This is a genomic window from Gardnerella sp. KA00243 (genome assembly GCF_049244105.1).
Lineage (GTDB): Bacteria > Actinomycetota > Actinomycetes > Actinomycetales > Bifidobacteriaceae > Bifidobacterium > Bifidobacterium leopoldii.
This window is the reverse complement of the sequence record NZ_CP058375.1, coordinates 682,382-701,481: the sequence shown is the minus strand read 5'-3', so window position 1 is coordinate 701,481 and position 19,100 is coordinate 682,382. Positions and strand designations below refer to the sequence as shown.

Here is a 19,100-nt window from a genome sequence, read left to right as displayed (position 1 = left end):
TCGAGGCGTTAGAATGTCACGGCTTCACGGCTGTTTCTCTAACCTTATACGTATAACTTGTAGTTTTATGAATTGTCATCATGCGCTTGATGATGTTAACGGTTCTGTAACTTTACAAAAATCTAAAAGGTGCACTAAAGGGTGCTCTATTGCTAGCGCTTCTAAATTGTATTACATTCGTCGCGCGGCTCTTGCGTTGATTGTCGCCGTGGCGACTATTCTTGCTGTTCTCGTTGTGCCAGCTAAGCCTGCAAGCGCTGCGCAGGTTATGTGGTCGTATGGTGGCTATGGATATTTTACTGCTAATGGTAATGGTATTGGTAATGCTGTTGAAAATATGCATATTGCACCAACACTTACTAAGGATTCTAATGGTACTCATGTGCAGTATGAAATATATTTTAACTATGCTTTTAAGGAGAAGTTAAATCCTCAGCCTAGACAGCGTATTCCAGCACGAGTCACTTTTTACGTAGATCTTCCGAAACAGCTTATTACAGACACTATTAGAGTGAAAAGAGATAGGCGAAATGTTTACGAGAAAAAGTGGAATGACTGGACAAGTCAGAATGATAAAGGCATCCCAGAAACAATGAAAAATTGGGATAAGTATTGGGGCTGGTCTAGAACAATTTCTCGTTGGCATTATGCGTATGGTAGTAACGATTTTAATGGTCAGTGGGAAGATACTGTTGGCAATGGTAATTTTGGCTGTGGATATAATACTGATCCTTCGTCTAAATTTAAGAATTACAGTTTATGCGAAATAAAGAAGTGGCATGACAATGGCGACTTTGGTATAATGCTGCGTTCGTTTGAAAGTGCTAATTCTACGACTTGCTACCGTTGGGTTATTACTGCAGATGTGCCAGATGGTACTGATATTCGTTACATGCCTATTATTGCTGGATATCAGTCTACTAATGCTGAATCTCATGAGCGTGATTATGCAACTTATGGTCCGTATGATCACGATGGTGATGGCATACCAGATAACGTGGAGTGGGATAATAGTACCGATCCAACTAAGCCTGGTGGATTACATTTTGAGGAGTCGGAGGATTCACAGCCTCGTCAAGCTTCTTCCGTAAGAGCTTATACTGATGATGGTCATTGGCATGAGAATGATGGTGATTACTTCGATAATAAGGGTAGTTTTGTTCCTGATTATGGCAGTGACGGTAAAAGAGGTAAGCTGTACAATCATATTCCTAAGAATCTTACTTATTCTATTGATGGTAACGCTTATTTTGATAACAATAAGGGATCCAATGCTCAAGTTACTTTTGATGATCCTAATAGTCCGAAGCCAGAGCCTTTACAACAAGGTCATGCGTGGATTGACAAGTCTACAGGTAAAGTGTATTTTAACCCAGCAGACTCGCATAAGAATCATACAGTTTATATACCGATTAAGGTAACTTATCCTAATCCAAGTAACTACAACTGTAATCATCCTCAGCCTTTTTCAGAGACGGTTGTCGCTAAATTCAAAGTTTGGCCTATGTCTCATTTTTATAAGCCTGTGTATCCAGATTATGATAAAAAACAGGTGCAAGCTGGAAAATCAATTACGTCGGTTCCAAAAAACGAGGGGATTACTAAAGGCGATTTTCCGAAAGGTACTAGGTTTGAGCTTGGTAAGAGTAATAAATATTCTAAACCAGTGCTTTCTTGGTCAAAAATGACTAATGCTAATACTGGTGAGGTAACTTTTACTCCGAGCAAACCTCAAGATCCTAATAATTACGATACTCCTGTAATTGCTCACTATCCTGATGGCTCAAGTAGTACGGATAATGGGCAGGTTTATGCTCACGTTAAAGTAACGCCACTTACTGTAGGCAATAACGACTTAGGTTTTTCTATTGCTGAGGGTGCAGGTATGCACGATTTCGGTAGTAACTATTCCGACCGTATTACTTATGGTTCGTATCATACGGATCATTACACGAATCTTGATAAAGATAAGCAGATAGATGGTAGTAAGCTTCTTATACCTGACGCGTGGTCTGCTAACAATAAGTCTCCGATTACATTCCGCACTATTTGTCACGAAGAAAATAAGGATAATTATACGCTTCTTAAATGGGATGAAGCGAAAAACAAGTCTGTTGGTGAAGTTAACGGATTAAAGTTTACAGCTTTTCGTCAATGGAAGATTGCTACGGAAGACGAAGAAAACAAGTGCAGGAATAATAAAAACTGTAATCTTAATGATTTTAAGTACTCGTATTTAACTAAAGATGAGTACAACACGAATACTATGGCTCGTTCTCGCGCGATTATTACTGGAACGCCTAAGAAAAGCGGTAAGTATGAGTGTCGCGTGTTTGCTTTTAACAATGCTGTTAGTCTTAAGAATTTCGATGACATAATTGTCAATGACACTGGCGGAAGTGTTGTTTATAAGAAAATGCTCTTTGCTAATTATGGTACTAAGGGTGAGACTAAGGATTCAAAGGGTAAAGATTGGAATGATCAAACTTTAAAGTTTAGTGTTAAAGCTTCTTACGCGCATAGGAATAATCCTAGTTACGTGCCGTTGAAAGTGAAGGCTGGTGAATATCATGCAAGCCTTACTAACGGTTATAAGAATGTTACTGATGTGCCTACGAGTAAGAAAGGCGCTAATAATGCTACTCATCAGGATGATATAGAAGAAGGCGCGCTTCCAGACGGTACTTGGTTCGAGTTTGATGAAAACCAGTATAAGAAAGATAATTCTGGTTGGTATAAGAAGGATAAGGGTCATCCTTATGGAATGTCTTTCTACGATAATGGTCAAGATAATAAGCCTAGCGATGGTGGGAAGACTGGTAAAAACCATGGTACGGGTGATGGTTCTCACTATGGAGTGATGTCTTTTAAGCCGCTTAAGTGGCAGAAGCCTGGCGTGTATAAAATTCCTGTGATCGTACATTATCCGGACGGTTCAAAGTCTACGGATAAAGATGCTGGTAATGGGGATGGCATAAGTAAACCAAATCCAGTGTACGCGCAAGTGACAGTGGATCCTATGGAAGGCGATGATATAAAGCTTCGAGTGCTAAGGTCAGATTCTCCTGACGCGCCTGATATTAGTGATACTGATGGTCAGTTTGGAAGTGGTAGCGGTCTTACCATTATGAGTGGCATGAGTCTTATGTATAGACCGTTTATTGACGCTTGGTCTACAAAAGACGTGTGGAATAGTGGTAATAAAACTGAGAAGAAAATAGGCTTGGAAGTTTTATGCGAAAATGATGACCGTGATTTTGTTTCAAAACTTGCGGGTATGAAAGCAAGTAATCCAATTACATGGAGTCATATTGATACGTACTCCGAGCGTGAGAAATGTAAGAATAATTCTAATTGCAACGCGCAGCATAAATTGTATAGCTATAACGCTAAGGATAATCCGAATAATCCGTTCGATGCTGCTCAACGTACTACTGCTACGCTCGATGGTATTCCAGAAAAAACTGGTGACTATCAGTGCGTTGCTTGGGCTTTGAAACCAGAAGCTAAGAAATCTTTTGATGGTATGAGTAATCATCATGGTGCTAAATATGATTTGTTGAATGAAGTTTACGGTGATCAGTACACCAGGGGTAAAGATTACGAGTTTAAGACTTTCATGATTCACGTTGTGAAACCATTCGCGCTGCCAAAGACCGGCGGATGCGGCTGGAATGCGTCTTTGTGCGTTGTTTCTGCGATGTTGTCTAGTTTGATTGCTGCTGTGTTTGTAATGGATCAAACTAAGCGCGGTCACGAGTTGCTTGGAAGGTGGCGACTCGTATGAAGCTTTTCTACTGGGTGCATGTTTTTAATGTGCGTGTTTTTGATGCAAAATCTCATGGAATTTTGGAGCGTGATATTGCAACATAATATTCCTAAACTTAAAAAATTTACTCATTTATGAGCAAATTGCGTAAATAATTCGAAATTCGGTTAAAACCGATAAACAATTACATACTTACATCAAAATTTCAAAACTTTTAATTGCTGGAAACAGCATTTATGAAAGGAATGAATATGAACAAATTCACTAAACAATGCGTGGCGGCATTCGCCTCGCTCGCAATGGCTGGCACGCTGTGCGTCGCCGGTGCTGTGGTGGCAAACAACGTAGCATTTGCTACGGATTCGACTGCAGCAGCTACTGATGCTGATGCACCTTGGAATGCTGCCAATAAAGATAGAAAGGGTTCCATCAAGATTACAAAGTACAAGGATGAAACCGATGAGAAAGGTAATCAGAAGAAGGCAACTCCTGTTAAGGGTGCAAAGTTCAAGGTTTACAAAGTAACCACCTTTGATTTAACAAAATACGATCAGTGGCTTGATATTGCTGCTAAGGTTCCAACTCTTAATGCTAATCCAAATGATTCTTCTGCTGGTTTAAGCTTTGATAATGGAACTGAAAAACCTACAAATGATAGTGGTGTTGCAAAGTTTGATCAATTGGGTATCGGCTTATACAAAGTTGAAGAAACAAGTGTTCCAGATGGATACGAAAAGCTTCCGCAGCCATTCTTTATGACTATTCCACAAATCACCAGTGGTAAAAAAGGCACAGAATATGATTACAATCCAACTGTCGATCCTAAGAATGCATATACTAAGGATGCTATTAAGAAGACTGTTGACACTACAGGAATGGTTGGTACAAAAGATGATTTGCCATATACCATTTCAACTTCTGTAGTTACAACTAGTGGTACGCCTGTTAAAGATCGTAAGGCTGATGATTATCAGGGCTTTGCTGTGTGGGATGATGCGTTGAAGACTGCTTATGATTCTAGTAAAGATGTAGTTAAAAGCGTTAAGATTGGGAATACTCCTATTACTAACAGCAAGGATAAAGAAGATAAGTATAAGGTAAATGTTCAAGATACGCCTGATGATAGTACTCGTAGTCGTATTACCGTATCGTTTACAGATGCGGGTCTTGGTGAAATTGCTAATGCTCTTAAGACTTCGCCAAATGCAAAGTTAACTGTTGAACTTAAATTCACTCTTAAAGAAGGAGTTGCTGCTGGCGACCTCGTTAACAAGTATGGTTATCAGCCAGGATATAAGAAAGGTACTCCTGACCAGGATAAGCCAAAGCCTGTTAATCCAACTCCAAATCCAGATTCTAAGGTAACTCTTGTCAAATTCCAGATCAAGAAGATAAGCAGTACTGACGGAAAAGCTATTAAGGGCGCTAAGTTTGCTGTGTTTGCAAAGCCAGATGATGCAAACGCATGCGCGGCTGACGCTTCTCGTACTGATGCTAAGTGCAAGAACAAGTCTTCTAAGGGCTTTGCTGATACTGAAACTGCTGATAAGACTGGTTTGACAGCAGCTGGATTCAAAGCAAAGGTTGGACAAAAGTTCTACGTTGTGGAAACTAAAGCTCCAGACAACTATGTTTTGGCTCCAAAGGTTGAAGAAGTTACTATTCCTACGGCTTACACAAAAGACGCTAATTATGATAAAAGTTCGCAGACGTTTGTTTACTCGTTCAAGGATGTTCCAACGAGCAACAATAACATCGACCACTGGTTCAAGCTTCCTAAGACCGGTGCTTACGGCGTGTTTATTTTCGCTATTGCTGGCATTGTTTTGATTGCTGCAAGCGTGTTTATTTACACTCGTAACAATCGCAAAGAAGAAGATAAGCAGCGCGCTTAGTATTCTTCTAACGTAAATATATTATAAAAAACTCAGGGGGTTGGGCGGTATTTGCTTAGCCCCCTGTTTTACTTTTTGGAAGTGGATTTATGAGTTTTATTAAATTTGCAAAAGCTTGCCGCAGTAGCTTAGAGAGGGTAGAGCGATTAGCAGGCTTACATATTCTTAAATCCACTCCCAATGAATCGTCTGCAAACAAATCTTCTGCAGACTCAGATTCTGCAAATCCCAAAAAATCTGTTTTTAAATGCGTTATTGAACCAATCATTCTGGCGCTAGCTGCAATTCTATGCTTCACCTACCCAGTGGCATCAACACTGTGGAATAATCACGTGTCTAAACAAATTTCCATAGATTACGACAAAGTAACTTATAATCAAGCCGCTAGCGTGCGACAATCTATTCTAAAAAGTGCGCGAAAATACAATGCGCGCAGAAAAAAAATTTTTACAGCCGATCCGTATGATGGTAGTGACAATTACAAAAAAACAGCAGACTATAAGTCATATATCAAGCAACTAGACGAACCAATGGGAATTATGGGAATCATAAAAATCCCAAAAATAGGCGTAAAACTACCGATTTATCATGGTGCTTCGCGCGATGTTCTAGCTCGCGGAGCAGGGCACTTGTATGGCACAGATTTGCCAGTGGGCGGCAAAAACAGGCATACTGTTATCACAGCTCATACTGGTTTGCCTACAGCAACCATGTTTGACGGTTTAATCGATATGAAGCGTGGAGACTACTTCTACATTGATGTACAGGGCTATACAATGCGCTATAGGGTGTTTCGCATTAGCGTTGTAGACCCGCATGATATTAGTTTGTTGCAGCGAGAAAAGGGTCGCGATTTAGCGACTTTGCTTACATGTACGCCGTATGGTGTTAACTCGCATAGATTGCTAGTGACGGGGTATCGCGTGCTGCCGGACCCAGCGCATGCTCCAGAAGATCATCTTCAGTGGCCATTCTGGATGACTATGTTCCTTATAGCATTGATAAGTTGCGCGGTAGTTCTTGCCACAATGATTATTGCTATAGTTCGAAAACGTCGTAATAATAATATTGCGCCGCAAGGAATGCATATTTGTAGGAAAATAAATACATGATTGCTTATTGTGAAAGAAAGAAGTGATATATCAGCGATTTATCAGTTGATGAAATACTTGAGGAATGTGCATCATATTAGCATTAGAGTAAGCGGTAATTGGTTCATTTAAATAACCTCAGTCTATGGAGTAGACTGGTATGGTTACGCATATGTATGTTGATGATGACATGGCGTACTAAATAGCACATGGTGCAGAAGGAGTATTTATGGCTGGTAAGGCTTCACCTAGTGAACCATTGTGGGAGACAATTCTCCTGTTTGTGCCTAGAACTTTAGGAAAGTTAGTGCGCTCGCTTTTTGGTGTTGGAGAATACGATGAGGCATATCGCAGAGACGGTTTGTGCTTCGTTATGCTTGTTCTTGCGATTTTATTCTGCGCATCAGAATGGTTTAGAGTTAGTGGATTTATTGGAGTAGGTCTCCATTTTGTGTCTTCTAGTTTGCTTGGAATTATGAGCGTTGTTCTGCCTGTATGGTTAAGCGTTGTCGCTTTTAGGTTGATGCGTAACAGTGGAGCTGGCTCTGGTAATCCTCGTGTTATTAGCGGATTTATTATCCTATTGTTATCTGTTTGCTCAATTCTTGATATTTCTTCTGCGCCTCGCGGAAAAGCATTTAATTTAGACACTGTGCAGAAGTCAGGTGGGTTATTAGGTTTTGTGCTTGGATCTCCGCTATCGTGGGGTCTTTCTCGTATTTTTGCAATTATTATTTTTGTAGTAGCTGCTATTTTTTCGATATTAATGATTACTCGCCTTCATGTAACTGATATAGCTCAAGGTGTTGCTACTATTTTTGCTAAATATAACAGTAAAAAATCTTCTGAAGATTTAGGAAACTCTGAAGAAGATAATTCTGACAGCAAAACCAATTCTTTGGAATTTGCAGATGGCGTGCCAACTCACAATGAAGAGTCGTCGAAAAATAATAGCGGATCTTCTCAAATGTCTTCTGTGTTGAAACTGTTTAAATCATTCTTTAAGCGTAAAAACAGTAATAATAATGGGGAATTGCTTGACGAATACGCCGGCGATGATGCATTTTCGCATGCTGCTTCTCACGGTAATAGTGTAGATAATCTTGAAAGAGTTGAACCTCGTAAAGCAAGAACTGTGAGCAGCTCTTCCGATAATAATGCTGCAAATAATTCCCAATTTGAAAATGCTGATAATAATTCAAGTCAACTTACACCTAGAAGTGTTTCATCTTCATCAAAGCCTGTTCCTGAAGAAATATTGCCAAAAGCTCCTATGAGTGATTCCTCTTTATCTGCAAGCGATCCATGGTCAAGTATTCCAGCTGAACGTATGGATCAATATCGCAGGGATCAGGAAGATTCAGATAATGAAAATGCTACCGACAGTGAAAATGGTGCTGGCAATAATAATGAGCCTTCTTTTGATTCTTCCTCTGAACCTTACAAGCTCCCTGATTTGAATCTTTTAGCTCATGGCAAGCCTCATGCTGCGAGAACTCCAGCAAACGATAACGTTATTCGTGCGCTAACTTCTACTTTTGAGCAATTTGACGTCGACGCTCACGTTATTGGATTCCTTAGAGGACCATCTGTTACGCAGTACGAGGTTGAGCTTGGTCCTGGTGTAAAAGTTGAAAAAGTTACGAATTTGCAAAAAAATATTGCATACGCTGTAGCTAGCACGGATGTGCGTATTTTGTCGCCAATCCCAGGAAAGTCTGCTATTGGTATTGAAATTCCAAACGTCGACCGCGAAATTGTGCATTTGGGAGATGTTCTGCGCTCGCAAAAAGCTATGAATGACCCTAATCCTATGCTTACAGGCGTTGGAAAAGATGTTGAAGGTCATTTCGTAACTGCAGCTCTCGATAAAATGCCGCATTTGCTTGTTGCTGGCGCTACCGGCTCTGGTAAGTCGAGTTTCATTAATTCAATGCTTACTTCGATTATTATGAGGGCAACTCCTGAGCAAGTTCGCATGATTATGGTCGATCCTAAGCGCGTGGAGCTTTCTGCTTATGCTGGCATTCCGCATTTGCTTACTCCGATTATTACGGATCCTAAGAAGGCTGCGCAGGCTCTTGAGTGGGTTGTTAAAGAGATGGATGCTCGCTACGATGACTTGCAATTCTTTGGTTTCCGTCATGTTAAAGATTTCAACAAGGCTGTTCGTGAAGGAAAGGTTCACGCACCGGCTGGATCTGAGCGAAAAGTTGCTCCATACCCGTATTTGCTTGTGGTTGTGGACGAGATGGCTGATTTGATGATGGTTGCTAAGAACGATGTTGAAAGTTCTATTCAGCGTATTACTCAGCTTGCTCGAGCTGCAGGAGTGCATTTGGTTCTAGCTACTCAGCGCCCGTCTGTTGACGTTGTAACAGGCTTGATTAAAGCAAATATTCCTTCTCGTTTGGCTTTTGCTACTTCGTCTGCTACTGATTCAAGGGTTATTCTCGATACTGTTGGTGCAGAAACTTTGATTGGTCAAGGCGACGCTTTGTTCCTTCCAATGGGTGCTGCAAAACCTCAGCGTGTGCAGGGATCGTGGGTGAGTGAATCTGAAATCCGCAAGGCTGTGGAGTATGTTCGCACGCAGCGTAAACCAAAGTATCGTGAAGATATTGAGCAAATGGCTCAAAAAGCGGATGCTCAAGCTCAAAGCAAGCTTAAAACTAGCGATATTGGCGACGATATGGACGAGTTGCTCCAGGCTGCTGAGCTTGTTGTCAGCTCGCAATTTGGCTCTACTTCAATGCTTCAGCGTAAGTTGCGCGTTGGCTTTGCAAAGGCAGGTCGATTGATGGATTTGCTTGAATCTCGAGGTGTTGTGGGACCTTCTGAAGGTTCTAAAGCTCGCGAAGTTTTGGTTCAGCCTGAAGATTTGCCAAAAGTTTTGGCTTTTATTCGTGGCGAGTCAGATTCGTTATAAGATATTGTATTGTTGTGTACAACACCAAGTTGTGTGTGCTAGAAGTTTTTACTTTGCAGTAGAATGAAGGTTATGCGTATGAAGAAAAAAGCTAAGTCATCATTTTTTGCTGGCTGGAATTATGCTCCAAATATTGTGACTTATATCCGTATCGTGCTTTCGCTTGTTTTTATTGTTTTATATTTGAAAGCAGGTACGTGGGGTTTTGATTCAGTTTCGTTGCGTTGGGCTGCGTTTGTGCTGTTTGTCGTAGCTGCTTCTACGGATAAGCTCGACGGGTGGATGGCTCGTAAATATCATAAGGTTACAGAATTAGGTAAGTTACTTGATCCAATTGCGGATAAAATTCTTATTCTAGCTGCGCTTATTATTGCTTCTGTTTTCGGCGAAATTTATTGGTGGATAACCATCTTGTTCATGATTCGCGAAATTGCTATTACTCTTGTGCGAATTTATGTTGTTAATGTTCGTGGAAGAGTAATTGCTGCATCCTCTGCAGGAAAGTATAAGACTCTTACGCAGTCGATTGGTATTGCAATGATTATTGCACCTCTTGTTGCAACTCTTCATGCTAATCCATTGCCTTCTTGGATGGTTTCTTACTATGCAGTGGCTTTTGGCTTGCTTGGTATTTCTTTGGGCTTTGCTTTCTATTCTGCAGTTTTGTATGTCTATAGTGCTTTCTTTGAGGGTTCTTCAGATAGCGAATCTCAAGTTGATGATGCAAAAAATGCGGTTCCTTTGCCTCCTGTGAAGTAAATAAAATCAATAAGTAAACTTCTTGTTTGTAGCTTACGGTTTTTCATAGATTATCCCTAAAGGGTTTATGTTGTGGAAAATCGTAAGCTACAATCATATCGAGCGTATTATGAATAATTCTTCAGATTTTAATACAGTTTCTTTAGCCGCGGATCTATTGGAAAAAAGTTTTATTAAAGGAATGCATATTGCTTCAGCAGAGTCGTTAACTGGCGGGCTTTTGGCTGATGCTTTTGTTTCTGTTCCTGGTGCATCACGAGTTTTTTGTGGTTCTGCTGTCACTTATGATATTCATGCTAAATCCAAAATTCTTGGTGTAAATTCTAATCTTTTACAATCTGAAGGCGCGGTTTACCAGGATGTTGCTTTTCAAATGGCGATTGGAGCTGCTCAAATATATCGTGGCAGTGGATGGGTGTATGGGGAAGATTATGAGTGTTGTGCAAATTTTCCTATTATTGGCTTGTCTACAACTGGTGTTGCAGGTCCTGGTCCCGATGGCAATAAACCAGCAGGTTTAGTTTATGTTGGAATATTTTTGCCTAAAGTTAATGATGCTGTGGATTCTGTTAAAGATGCGGCTCATAAAGAACTTGAAGATGGATGCGTGAGTAACGTCTATGATTATGATTTTGCTCAGATCGAGAGTCAAAGCGTAACTAAAATTGCGCAATCAAGTGTTGCTTTTGTTTTTGAATTGAGATTATCTGGCAGTCGTCAGGAAGTTCGCGAATCTACTGTATTTCAGTTGTTGAGAATTACTAATGAGTTGATTGCTTATGTCGAAGATTGTAAGTAGTTGGGTTGTAATCAAGACACGCGCTATCGAACAAATGTTCGCATATATAGTATACTTGTGTTTGTCGAAATGATTTAAGCTGAGTTAGCGTTTAAGTGCTTGGATTAAATGTTTTATCCACATTGCACAAAAATGCTTGTACTTGAATCTAGTATGGAACTAAGGTCGTTCGATACATAACGGCATGCGAAAGGAGTAGCATACATGGCGCAAACGAAAAGTAAAGGCAGTATTAATCGCCTTATTGATGCGGATAAAACAGATCCACGTCGCCAAGCAGCGTTAGAAACTGCTTTAGCCAATGTTGAACGACAATATGGAAAAGGTTCTGCAATGCGCTTAGGTGATAGACCTATGCAAGATGTAGAAGTTATTCCTACTGGTTCATTAGCGTTGGACACTGCTTTGGGGATTGGCGGTGTTCCTAGAGGGCGAATAGTTGAAGTCTACGGTCCTGAGTCTTCTGGTAAAACAACTCTTGCTTTGCATATCGTTGCAAATGCTCAAAAAAATGGTGGGGTAGCGGCATTTATTGATGCTGAGCATGCGTTGGATCCTGTCTATGCGCGAAAGCTTGGAGTAGACACGGATGCTCTTATTGTTTCTCAGCCAGATAACGGTGAGCAGGCATTGGAAATTGCTGATATGCTTATTCGTTCTGGTGCGTTAGATGTTATTGTTGTTGATTCTGTAGCGGCATTAGTTCCTAAAGCTGAAATCGATGGCGATATGGGAGATAGTCATGTGGGCTTACAAGCTCGCTTAATGAGTCAGGCGTTGCGTAAGATGACTGGTGCTCTTTCACAAGCTGGCACTACTGCTATTTTTATTAATCAGCTTCGTGAAAAAATTGGCGTATTCTTTGGTAACCCTGAAACTACCACTGGTGGTAAAGCTTTGAAGTTCTATGCGTCTGTGCGTATGGATATTCGCAGAGTTTCTACTATTAAAGAGGGTGAAGAAGCTGTTGGCAACCGAACGAAAGTTAAGATTGTCAAGAATAAAATGGCTCCGCCTTTCAAAACTGCTGAGTTTGATGTTCTTTACGGAGAAGGTATCTCTACTGAAGGTTCTGTTATCGATATGGGGCTGCAAGCTGAAGTTATTAAGAAATCTGGTTCTTGGTTTACTTATGACGGTGAGCAGCTTGGACAAGGTCGTGAAAACGTCCGTAAGTTCTTGAAAGATAATCCAGCTATTACTGAAGAAATTAGCGAAAAAGTCAAAGCTTCGTTAGGTTTAATGCATCCTGAAGATCAATTCGCTGAAGATTCTGAACTAGATCAATTCGCTGATGATTCTGTAGCTAAAAATTCTGCACAAAAGTCATCCGAATCGAAGTAATAATAAGATTACAGTGTAAAGCGAATGAATATGCCTATTAGTGTAGAGAGTTTTCTTCGCGATCATCCAGTAGAGCGGACTGAAGAAGATGACGAAAGTAATAGCGTAAAGCCACATACTCGCAAAAAAATATCGCATAAATCAGTACTTTTAAGCGCAAAAAATAATACAAAAAACATGCCGTATGTAAAAAACACTAAAGTAAGTGATTTAAGCGACGAACTTTGCAATAGTAGTGAAGATGATTGCAGGGAAGCTGCTTTAAGGCTTTTAGATTATGCTCCTCGCTCTGTGATGGACATGCGCAAAAGGCTTAAAGAAAAAGGCTACACGGAAGTTGCTATTGACGCGGTTATTCATCGTTTGCTTGAATTGCATCTTCTTGATGACAATCAATATGCTCAAATGGTGATTCGCTCTTGCGCTGTGAGGCTTCTTGGTGCTAGAGCTACTCGAATGGAATTGCAGCGTAAAAATGTTGATCCTGCTGCTATTTCACAAAACGTAGCTTCTGCTCAAAACTCTGGAGTATTCACTGAAGCAGCGTGGGAACTCGGTCGCAAAACGGCTTCGCGCACGAGAAATCTTGAGCCTTTAGTCAGAAGACGAAGATTTTTCGCAGCAGCTGCAAGAAAAGGTCATGATTTAAACGTTATTAACGAAGTGTATGCAGCTTTATTCGAAAGTAATAACGAATGAATAGTAAAAGAGGCTGGATTATACAAGTAAACCAGCCTCTTTCGCTTAAAACTTTATGATTATTTTGCGAAATTATGCGCTTGAGCTAAAACATACTCAGGCATATCTTCAACATTAATAACATCATTAAAGCGTGGAGTTTTATTTTCAAGATTTCTAAGCATGCTTGGAGCTTTAGTTCCTGTAGCTTTACTAAGAGCGTCCATGCATTTGAAATCATCCATATCTTGCACATGCTCAATATTCAAAGATTCAGCAACAACACGAGGGAATTTATACGGGCTTGCAGTGCTTAGCAATACTCTAGGTGTGCTTTCGTCATGTGGAATATTTTGCATAACGAAGAATCCGCAAGCAGTATGTGGATCGATCACATACTTGTACTTGTTCCAACAGTCATAAATAGCTTCGCGAATTTGATCCTCATTCGCCCAACCGCAGCCAAACAGTGAGCGAATCTTTGCAAGCACATTTTCTGGAATCTCAAAAGCGCCCCATTGAGTCAAGTCATTCATAAGCATTTGTATTAAACGCGTGTCTTTATCGCACATGTAATAAAGCATTCGCTCCAAATTAGAAGAAACCAAAATATCCATAGAAGGAGCAACAGTGTGATGGAATGTGCGCTGACGGTTGTAAGTGCCGCTTACCAAAAAATCAAAAAGCACATTGTTACTATTGCTAGCAACAATGAGATGCTTCACTGGAAGACCAAGCATTTTTGCATAATATCCTGCTAGAATATCGCCAAAATTGCCTGTAGGAACACAAAATTCTACTTCGTCTCCAAGTTTTATAACTTCGCGTTCAATAAGCTGCTTGTATGCTGCAAAATAGTAAACAACTTGTGGCACAAGACGACCAACGTTAATTGAGTTAGCTGAAGACAATACTGTATTCGCATCTTCTTCAATATTTTTGTTGAGCTCATTATTTGTGAAAATCTGTTTAACGCCTGTTTGAGCATCGTCAAAATTACCGCGGACTGCGCAAACTTTCACATTTTCGCCTACCTGAGTAGTCATTTGCAATTCTTGGACGCGGCTAACTTTTCCTTCTGGATAAAAAGTAATCATAGAAGTGCCTGGAACATCAGCAAAACCAGCCAAAGCAGCTTTACCTGTATCTCCAGAAGTTGCAGTTAGAATCATAACGCTTTTTTCAATATCAGATTCGTTCTCGTGTTGAGTTTTAGTGCGAGACATTAATTGTGGCAACATTTGCAAAGCAACGTCTTTAAACGCACAAGTAGGACCATGGAAAAGTTCCATCACAAAATCGCTAGTGTTCCCAAGCTGCTGGAGTGGAGTAATAGCGTTATTAGACCATTGATTGCCGTATGCCAGTTTAATGCAAGAAGAAAGCTCTTCTGAAGTATAATCAGGCAGCAACAGTTGCAAAATATCCTGCGCAATTTCTTGATACGATTTGCCTTGCAATTTAGAAATATCGTAACGCTCGCTACCAAGGCTATCAGCTACAAATAATCCGCCATCTTCAGCAATTCCTTTACGTATTGCCTCTTTTGATGTGCATGTTGGCTTAAGCGAACGAGTGCTATGGAAAATAGTTGTATCTGATGCCATAATAACTCCGTAACCGTCTGTTTATAGAGAATATTTTTTACTTACGTAGATTATTTATGTAAATTATTTACACAACTTATATCAAATTATGGTACCTGAAGCGCTGGGCGAATGGGCGTGTGCTAATCTCATATATATAAATGCTTTTGTTTTACTATTAATTAATTGGCGATTAGGCAAATAATCTATAGGGGGAACGTTGTCTGTTGATGATTTAGTGAATGCTCGTGCTGATTGTGCGCGCAAAGCGTGGCGTAATTTTGCTCATGCAGATACTCGCGCAAAAAATGCGCTTCTCGAAAAAATGGCAGATGCTTTAGAGTTTGCAGCTTCAAATATTGCTGAGGCTAACAAAAAAGATCTTAAAGAAGCTGAAGCTAAGGGAATGGATGCTGGAAAGCTCGATCGGCTTAAATTTGATGAAGAGCGAATCCAAGCTTCTGCAAAAAGCGTGCGAAAAATTGCGCAATTGCAAGATCCTGTAGGTCAAGTAGTTCGCGGATACACTCTTCCTAATGGAATTAAACTTTCGCAAATTCGAGTTTCAATGGGCGTTATGGGAATGATTTACGAAGCTCGTCCAAACGTAACTATTGATGTAGCTGCTTTGTGCATTAAATCTGGAAATGCTGCGATTTTGCGAGGAGGAAGCGCGGCTCTTCATACGAATCAGGCGAGTATTGAAGTTATACAATCGGTTCTTAAAAATTCTAACTTTAGTGCTGATTTGATTCAGGCTGTTGACGATTTAGGAAGAGACGGAGCTACGTCAATGATGCATGCTCACGGTCATATTGATGTGCTTGTGCCTAGAGGTAGTGCAAATCTTATTGCAGCAGTTGTTCAAGAATCTACGGTTCCTGTTATTGAGACTGGAGCTGGAAACGTACATATTTATGTAGATAAAAGCGCTGATATTAAAAAAGCTATACCAATTATTGTTAATGCAAAAACGCAACGAGTAGGCGTGTGTAACGCTGCTGAAAAATTATTAGTGCATAAAGCTGTTGCGCAAGAATTTTTGCCAAAAATCGCTGCTGCTTTAGCTGAGCATAATGTAATTTTGCATGCAGACGATAAATCTTACGATATTTTGCAATCCGCTAATATTCAAGGATTGCAGCTTGAGTGTGCCACTGAGGAAGATTGGAAGCGAGAATATTTGTCGCTGAATATGGGTGTAAAAGTTGTAGATGATTATACTGATGCAGCTTCTCATATTGCGAAATATTCTACTGGCCATACTGAAACCATTATTGCTGAAGATTACTCAACTATTCAAAGTTTTATTGCAAGTGTTGATTCCGCCGTAGTTATGGTAAATGCTTCAACGCGCTTTACAGATGGCGGCGAATTTGGTTTCGGCGCAGAACTTGGTATTTCTACGCAAAAATTACATGCAAGAGGCCCTATGGGTTTGCTTGAAATGACAACAACCAAATGGATCGGCTACGGAGATGGGCAAATAAGAGCATAAAGTGCATAAAGTGAGGTATTGTAAGAATATGGTAAATATGGATGAGAAAACTTCTTGTTTAACTCCTTTAGAAGCGCTTGATATTGCTGCTGAACGTTTGTCCATTGTGCGATATGTTTTTTTGGTGCAAATTGAAGATGGTATTGCTTCTGCATCGCAACGTTCATCGCTTGAGTATGCTGATGCAGTGTTAATGGGCTGGCCAGATTCTGATTCGAATGATGTGACTATTCCTGATGAAACTTCGTTTAATAATGTTCTTAAAAATGTTCGCAATATGGAAAAGAATATTATTAAGTTTAGCGAATTAGAACGTGATCATGATATTGATGGCATGACATCCATGCTTGCTAAAATTTCGGAATCTGTAGCGAAAATTCGTGGTGCGTATCAACCAGATTTCCCTCTTCCAACTTTTGCCGAAATCCAGCGTGTCGTAAAAGATGAGTGGGATGAAGAAATGGGCAATATTAATCCGGATAGCGCAAATGTTGCATCTGGGTTAGTGAATGAAACTCAAGTGGAAGACAAGGAATCTGAAGCGAATGAGTCCTGAAATTTACGAAGATGCAGAACGTCGCATGTCTGACCTATTTCATGGCGCGTTTACTGGTAAAGAAGCGGCTCCTCCTGCGGTTGTGAATTCAGTTCATAAACGTACTTCTACTCGTGGCAATGTGCACGAGCGTCAGCGCATTGGAATTATGGGCGGCACATTCGATCCAATACACAATGGTCACTTGGTTGCTGCTTCAGAAGTTGCTTGGGTTTATGATCTTGACGAAGTTATTTTCGTTCCTACCGGTAGGCCTGTTTTTAAGCTTGATAAAAAAGTTACGAATGCAGAAGATCGTTATTTAATGACTGTTATTGCAACAGCCTCAAATCCAAAGTTCACTGTTTCTAGGGTTGATATTGATCGCCCTGGAGTTACTTATACTATCGATACTTTGCGAGATATACGTGCTCAACATCCTGATGCGGAACTTTTCTTTATTACTGGAGCTGACGCTATTGCTGAAATAATGCAATGGAAAAATGCGCGCGAAATGTGGAATTTGGCTCGATTTGTGGCTGTTACTCGTCCTGGCTATTCGAGGCCAGAAAAGTTAGCAGATTCTAATTCTCCGTTAATGCCTCGCCAAATGCATACGAATGATACTGGTATTGCAGCGAATCGTGACGATATGGTTCATTGTGATTCTACGCATTTGCCGGTTGATATTTTAGAGATTCCAGCATTGTCTATTTCTTCTACTGATGTTCGTCGTCGAGCTGAGCATGGTGAGCCGGTGTGGTATTTAGTTCCAGATGGAGTAGTTCAATACATAGTTAAGCATGGTTTATATCGTGCGTAATTATTGATTTTGTAGGCTTGTCGTTTATCGTCTGTGCAAAAAGTTAGTATTGATTATGTTCATTTCGCGAATTAAAGCGAACTAATGTTTGGAGATATGGTGAGCATCGTCCTTGAAGGAAAGCCAGATAAAAACCTTGTTCTCGTTACCGGTCGCGCACATCCGAAGCTTGCTCGTGATGTAGCTGATCAGCTTGGAATTGATGTACTTGAAACTACGGCATACGATTTTGCTAATGGTGAAATGTATGTTCGCTATACGCAATCTGTGCGTGGTACAGATGTATTCGTTATTCAAAGCCACAGTGATCCTGTTAACAAGTCCATTATGGAACAGTTAATTATGATTGACGCTTTGAAGAGGGCTTCTGCTCGTTCTATTACCGCAGTTTGCCCACTTCTTGGCTATTCTCGTCAAGATAAGAAGCATCGCGGTCGTGAACCTATTTCTTGCCGCTTGATGTTTGACTTGCTAAAGACTGCTGGTGCTGATCGCATTATGAGCGTCGATTTGCATGCGGCTCAGTCTCAAGGATTCTTCGACGGTCCTGTTGATCACTTGATTGCTATGCCAGTTTTGGTTGATTACGTACGTGATCGTTTCCGCGATGATCTTGCTAATGTGACTGTTGTGTCTCCTGATGCTGGTCGTATTCGCGTAGCAGAACAGTGGGCTCAGCGCTTAGGCGGCGGTCCTTTGGCTTTCGTGCACAAAACTCGCGATATCACTTGCCCTAATAAGACGGTTGCAAATCGCGTCGTTGGTGACGTTGCTGGACGCGATTGCGTTATGGTTGACGACTTGATCGATACTGCAGGAACTATTGCAGGAGCTTGCAATGTGTTGAAGGAAGCTGGAGCTAAGTCTGTTACAGTTGTTGCAACTCACGGCGTGCTTTCTGGTCCTGCAGTCGAACGTTTGAAGTCTTGTGGTGCTAGGGAAGTTGTTTTGACTGATACTGTGCCTATTCCAGAAGAGAAGCGTTGGGATGGTTTGACTGTTCTTTCAATTGCTCCGCTTCTTGCAAGCGCTATTAAAGCAGTGTTTGAGGATGGTTCGGTTGCTAAGCTTTTCGACACTTATCCTGAGCATCACGGACAAGGATTCTTATTTGCTTAAGTATTGATTTTGTGCGGTTTGCTTTTCGGCGCGCCAATTTGACGTTTTTCGATATTATGGCATAATAGTGACTTGGCGGTTTTTCCGCCGTTCCCTCATGGTGTAATGGCAGCACACGGGTCTTTGGAACCCTTTGTCTTGGTTCGAATCCAGGTGAGGGAGCTTACTTGAAGCGCTACTCGTTGAATCGGGTGGCGTTTTTTGTTTTGAACGCTGCTAATAAGTAATAGAATTACATACAGCGAAATTTATTGAAATAGTATAAGGAGCGTATG

At 40.7% G+C, this 19,100-nt stretch carries 13 protein-coding genes and 1 tRNA gene; 13 read left to right on the top strand and 1 reads right to left on the bottom strand.

The window, feature by feature from the left end; genetic code table 11:
* Window positions 1-13 precede the first annotated feature (13 nt).
* The 8 genes from HXT50_RS02760 (at window position 14) to HXT50_RS02725 (ending at window position 13,285) form a co-directional block, all read left to right on the top strand.
* Window positions 14-3,787, top strand: coding sequence for a Rib/alpha-like domain-containing protein (locus tag HXT50_RS02760; protein WP_421776998.1), 3,774 nt, complete (start codon window positions 14-16; stop codon window positions 3,785-3,787).
* Between the two features lie 233 nt (window positions 3,788-4,020).
* On the top strand, window positions 4,021-5,664 hold the full coding sequence (locus HXT50_RS02755) for a SpaH/EbpB family LPXTG-anchored major pilin (RefSeq protein WP_421776997.1): 1,644 nt from the start codon (window positions 4,021-4,023) through the stop codon (window positions 5,662-5,664).
* An 89-nt stretch (window positions 5,665-5,753) separates the two neighbouring features.
* On the top strand, window positions 5,754-6,776 hold the full coding sequence (locus HXT50_RS02750) for a class C sortase (RefSeq protein WP_421776996.1): 1,023 nt from the start codon (window positions 5,754-5,756) through the stop codon (window positions 6,774-6,776).
* Window positions 6,777-6,984: 208 nt separating this feature from the next.
* On the top strand, window positions 6,985-9,684 hold the full coding sequence (locus HXT50_RS02745; protein ID WP_421776995.1) for a DNA translocase FtsK 4TM domain-containing protein: 2,700 nt from the start codon (window positions 6,985-6,987) through the stop codon (window positions 9,682-9,684).
* Window positions 9,685-9,762: 78 nt separating this feature from the next.
* Window positions 9,763-10,443: a CDP-diacylglycerol--glycerol-3-phosphate 3-phosphatidyltransferase gene (pgsA, locus tag HXT50_RS02740; protein ID WP_032835516.1), complete on the top strand. Its 681-nt coding sequence runs from the start codon at window positions 9,763-9,765 to the stop codon at window positions 10,441-10,443.
* Between the two features lie 109 nt (window positions 10,444-10,552).
* A complete protein-coding gene (locus tag HXT50_RS02735) occupies window positions 10,553-11,242 on the top strand; it encodes a CinA family protein (RefSeq protein WP_421776994.1) in 690 nt (229 codons plus the stop codon).
* A 204-nt stretch (window positions 11,243-11,446) separates the two neighbouring features.
* Entirely contained in the window at window positions 11,447-12,586 is a 1,140-nt protein-coding gene (gene recA / locus HXT50_RS02730) for a recombinase RecA (protein WP_004118965.1), read from the top strand.
* A 30-nt stretch (window positions 12,587-12,616) separates the two neighbouring features.
* A complete protein-coding gene (locus HXT50_RS02725; protein WP_004118976.1) occupies window positions 12,617-13,285 on the top strand; it encodes a regulatory protein RecX in 669 nt (222 codons plus the stop codon).
* 59 nt (window positions 13,286-13,344) lie between these two features.
* On the opposite strand, the gene thrC is transcribed toward HXT50_RS02725, so the two are convergent.
* A complete protein-coding gene (gene thrC / locus HXT50_RS02720; protein ID WP_112928728.1) occupies window positions 13,345-14,871 on the bottom strand; it encodes a threonine synthase in 1,527 nt (508 codons plus the stop codon).
* Window positions 14,872-15,070: 199 nt separating this feature from the next.
* On the opposite strand from thrC, the gene HXT50_RS02715 reads away from it, so the two are divergent.
* The 5 genes from HXT50_RS02715 to HXT50_RS02695 all read left to right on the top strand — a co-directional run bounded on the left by HXT50_RS02715 (window position 15,071) and on the right by HXT50_RS02695 (window position 18,987).
* Entirely contained in the window at window positions 15,071-16,348 is a 1,278-nt protein-coding gene (locus HXT50_RS02715) for a glutamate-5-semialdehyde dehydrogenase (protein WP_117008706.1), read from the top strand.
* 28 nt (window positions 16,349-16,376) lie between these two features.
* Window positions 16,377-16,904 carry a hypothetical protein gene (locus HXT50_RS02710; RefSeq protein WP_004106492.1) on the top strand — a complete coding sequence of 176 codons (528 nt, stop codon included), beginning with the start codon at window positions 16,377-16,379 and terminating at the stop codon, window positions 16,902-16,904.
* A complete protein-coding gene (gene nadD / locus HXT50_RS02705; protein ID WP_004118981.1) occupies window positions 16,894-17,706 on the top strand; it encodes a nicotinate-nucleotide adenylyltransferase in 813 nt (270 codons plus the stop codon). The genes HXT50_RS02710 and nadD overlap by 11 nt, the downstream gene beginning before the upstream one ends.
* Before the next feature lie 96 nt (window positions 17,707-17,802).
* Entirely contained in the window at window positions 17,803-18,825 is a 1,023-nt protein-coding gene (locus HXT50_RS02700) for a ribose-phosphate diphosphokinase (RefSeq protein ID WP_032835511.1), read from the top strand.
* A gap of 91 nt (window positions 18,826-18,916) precedes the next feature.
* Window positions 18,917-18,987 (top strand) — tRNA-Gln (locus HXT50_RS02695).
* The last annotated feature ends 113 nt before the right edge of the window (window positions 18,988-19,100 follow it).

What these genes read in the sequence shown, in the direction of transcription:
- HXT50_RS02760 (WP_421776998.1), top strand. Translation starts at nt 14, where the DNA reads ATGTCACGGCTTCACGGCTGTTTCTCTAACCTTATACGTATAACTTGT.
- HXT50_RS02755 (WP_421776997.1), top strand. Translation starts at nt 4,021, where the DNA reads ATGAACAAATTCACTAAACAATGCGTGGCGGCATTCGCCTCGCTCGCA.
- HXT50_RS02750 (WP_421776996.1), top strand. Translation starts at nt 5,754, where the DNA reads ATGAGTTTTATTAAATTTGCAAAAGCTTGCCGCAGTAGCTTAGAGAGG.
- HXT50_RS02745 (WP_421776995.1), top strand. Translation starts at nt 6,985, where the DNA reads ATGGCTGGTAAGGCTTCACCTAGTGAACCATTGTGGGAGACAATTCTC.
- pgsA (WP_032835516.1), top strand. Translation starts at nt 9,763, where the DNA reads ATGAAGAAAAAAGCTAAGTCATCATTTTTTGCTGGCTGGAATTATGCT.
- HXT50_RS02735 (WP_421776994.1), top strand. Translation starts at nt 10,553, where the DNA reads ATGAATAATTCTTCAGATTTTAATACAGTTTCTTTAGCCGCGGATCTA.
- recA (WP_004118965.1), top strand. Translation starts at nt 11,447, where the DNA reads ATGGCGCAAACGAAAAGTAAAGGCAGTATTAATCGCCTTATTGATGCG.
- HXT50_RS02725 (WP_004118976.1), top strand. Translation starts at nt 12,617, where the DNA reads ATGCCTATTAGTGTAGAGAGTTTTCTTCGCGATCATCCAGTAGAGCGG.
- thrC (WP_112928728.1), bottom strand. Translation starts at nt 14,871, where the DNA reads ATGGCATCAGATACAACTATTTTCCATAGCACTCGTTCGCTTAAGCCA.
- HXT50_RS02710 (WP_004106492.1), top strand. Translation starts at nt 16,377, where the DNA reads ATGGTAAATATGGATGAGAAAACTTCTTGTTTAACTCCTTTAGAAGCG.
- nadD (WP_004118981.1), top strand. Translation starts at nt 16,894, where the DNA reads ATGAGTCCTGAAATTTACGAAGATGCAGAACGTCGCATGTCTGACCTA.
- HXT50_RS02700 (WP_032835511.1), top strand. Translation starts at nt 17,803, where the DNA reads ATGGTGAGCATCGTCCTTGAAGGAAAGCCAGATAAAAACCTTGTTCTC.